We start from the raw sequence: 3535 nt of genomic DNA, 5'->3' as shown, positions 1-3535 counted from the left end.
ACAGTAAGGTGGATGCGCAGGGAGATACCTTAAAAACATCAGGAGTTAATATTGTTGAAMTGGTGAAAGAGGTTTATCTATGTTTTGATCATCAGGCAAAATCAAATAGGATCGATTATTCCTTTCATAGCTCTTCAGCGGCCATTCAAATTATTGCCGATAGGGAAAAGCTTGAGATTGTGATCTTTAATTTACTCTCAAATGCCTTTAAGTTTACGCCAGAGGGTGGAAAGATAGGGATAGACATAAAGGAAAATGATGCTGATGTTACTATAGAGGTGAAAGATTCGGGATGTGGCATCAGCCCTGAAGCACAGGAAAAGATTTTTAACAGATTTTATCAGGAACCTGCAAAAAACAGGTCGTTTGGAGGTGGTTTTGGAATAGGACTTTATTTGGTTAAAACCTTTGTAGAACTGCATGGGGGAAAGATAAACTGCCTTAGTGATGCACATTCCGGAACAACCTTCCATGTCCAGATCTTAAAAGGCGGAAATTATATCAGTTCTTCTACGATTGATACCGATGTCGAGCAAGATCCGGGATTTTTTAAAGCGCTTGATCAGCATGGACTGGAAATTGCCGTTGAGCAGCATGATGAACTGTTGCTTAACGATTTTGTTTCCGAAGAAAGAAAATCTATTCTTATTATCGATGATAATGAAGAGATTGCCAGTTACCTCCGTCAAATTTTTGCTAAGGAATATCACATTCTACAGGCCTGGAATGGAGAAAGTGGCTTATCGATTATACGTGAGCTTCTCCCTGATGTGGTAATCAGTGATGTAATGATGAATGGGATCGGGGGGATTGAACTTTGCCAGAAAGTAAAAGAAGACGAATCTATCTGCCATATTCCCATCGTACTACTCACCGCGAATACTTCTGAAGAAGTCAAATTAAAAGGTATTGAAAGCGGTGCGGATGATTTCATCAGTAAGCCATTCGATAAGAATCTGTTAATGGCCAGGATCGCGGGTATCCTCAGAAGCAAAAACAGCCTGCAGAACTATTTTTATAGTGAAATCACGCTGAATCCCAACAGCTTAAAAATATCCGCAGAATATAAAGACTTTTTAAAGAACTGTATCAGTATTGTTGAGCGGCATATTGATGACCCTGATTTTAATATCAAAACATTAGCCGAAGAATTGGGAATGTCCAGAGAGAATCTATATAAACGGATCAAATCCATTTCCGGACATTCATCCAATAGTTTCATACGTTTCATACGTTTGCGCAAAGCCGCCGAAATTTTTATTAGCACCGAAAATACCATTAGGCAAACCATGTACAGCGTTGGAATGAATGATATAAAATACTTTAGAGAACAATTCAAAAAAGTATTCCTGATGAACCCCTCGGAATACATCAAAAAATATAGAAGAGTCTTTTCAAAGACCGTTTCAGTCAACCAGGATCTTAAGCGTAAAAAAATATAACGGTACACTGTTAAGCCGCTCTCCCTATATTAACTTTTTTTCAACGGTAAGGTTAGCCAAGTCTGACGCATATTGTCCCTTATTTGTCAATCCAAAAGACACCCCCTCCGTTTGCCCCTCCAATTTTACCTGTTAGCCCCCCCTTTCTAGTTTGAAATAGGCTGAATTTAGTGAACATTATCAATACTGATCATTGAACTGTCGTTTCCTTTCTATCACGGGACTCCTGCTTTTAAAGGTTGGTATGATTATACTTTCTGACAGCAAATCCGCGATAATGAGTGGATGGCAGAAATTATTAAAAACCGATTATCAAATTATCAATAATTAAAGAAGGCAATATGACAATGAATAAACGGCTCATCAGGCATTCTTTTCGGCTGCTGAACGTCGACTACGTAAAACTCGGAAATAAGTGGAACTTCAGAAATGTAATCAGCCCGTATTATAGACTGTATTATATCGATGAAGGCGAAGGTGTAATATCCGGTCCGAACGGTTCACTTAGCCTAATTCCCGGTAATCTCTACCTCATTCCCAGTTTTACGCTCTGTAACCTCTATTGCGAACACTTTTTAAGCCAGTATTTTGTTCAGTTCTTTGAAGATTCGGCAGACGGGATATCGCTGTTTTCCAATTGCATGGAAAGTCTGCAGATTGAGGCAAACACTAACGATATCGCCAATTTTAAGCGACTCATCGCTATTAATCCGGGCAGAGGGATCAACAGGTCCAACGATCCAATGGTGTATGAAAAAGATATTTATTACAAGGAATACACCGAGCTGAATAACCTTCAGAGTATTGCTGTGCAATATGAAACACAGGGGATTATTTTTCAGTTGATATCCAGATTCTTAAAACCGGAAATATTTCATAAAGACAAGATTATTGCCAAGCCCTCTGCAGTGATGGATGCCATTGGTTATATACAGATCAATCTGCGGACACCGCTTAAAGTAAGTCATCTTGCGGACCGGGCAAATTTAAATACAGATTATTTTTCAAGGCTCTTTCACCGCTACACAGGTCAAAGCCCCGTGAACTATATCTTGCAAAAAAGAATAGAACGGGCCCAGTACCTCATTATTACCAGTAAAAAACAACAAGATGAAATTGCCGAATTAACTGGATTTGAAAATGTCCATTATTTCTCCAGGGTTTTTAAGAAGCTTACCGGACTAACACCAGGCGCTTACAAAACGCAGAATAAGACATTGAATTTTATTGATTGATCCCATGGGATTAATGCACATCAATTTCATGCTGAACATCATTTAATTTTCATTGAACAGCACATCAAAAATCGGAAAAGTATAAAAAGAAGTCTGTTTACAATAAATCATATCGCCTGATTAGATTTTATATTTGATCACATCATTAACCGGCTGTTATGGATGTATAACCAAATATTAAAGGCAACAGGTTTTGCCATTACACAATTAATTTTTTAATACCCACTGCGGATTTTTGAGTGATCTGATGAAGGTCATGGTCAGCCAGATGGATATAAAAGTACCAACTAACGCGACAATTATGAGAAAACTATTACCAGCCCCGTCTGCAACTTAAGGTAGGCCATTACAACCATTTCGTTTTTCTGTTTGAACCCTGTATGTCGGGGTATAAGGAACTGCTTTGACTCTTTTTTAGGCACTTCAAATGAAAAGCGACTATAACGAATTAAAGGTTCTGCTTAAGACAAAATTATGGTTTATAGCGCTTTCAGCACTGGTAAGCAGGTAAATGCAACCACAGGAGTATTAGATGGGGAATTTAAAGTGATCAAGGAAAGAATAGGCGCGCCGTTTCATCTTGCAATCAGCTGTCGGGCCCTTGGGAAAGGAATTTTACCGATCATTCCCAATTTAAAGAATACTGCTGGTAGTTGGGCATTGAACAGGCTATTTGGCGTATTCCACTTATTAAAAAACCAACCGATTAACCAAATATAAACTAAATGAACGTGAATGCTTTAATGAAGTATGTTGCTATGAAGCGACGAACAACGCCTTTTCTGGGATCGAAGAAGAGAACCAGAGTCAATCTGTTCTGCATACCTTTTTTGATTTTGGGCTTATCCAGTCCAGAGA

2 protein-coding genes are annotated in these 3535 nt (G+C 38.6%); both read left to right on the top strand.

Translation table 11 applies throughout. The annotated features are described in order from the left end of the window. Positions 1-1442, top strand: a 1442-nt coding sequence (locus AC1DPQ_RS21470; RefSeq protein ID WP_477610818.1) for an ATP-binding response regulator, incomplete at its 5' end; no start/stop codon positions are given. Between the two features lie 347 nt (positions 1443-1789). Beyond that, positions 1790-2677, top strand: a complete 888-nt coding sequence (locus AC1DPQ_RS21465; RefSeq protein ID WP_057935175.1) for a helix-turn-helix domain-containing protein — start codon at positions 1790-1792, stop codon at positions 2675-2677. The last annotated feature ends 858 nt before the right edge of the window (positions 2678-3535 follow it).

The organism is Pedobacter sp. 01T416_2 (genome assembly GCF_056398925.1).
This window is presented reverse-complemented; position numbering and strand designations above follow the sequence as displayed.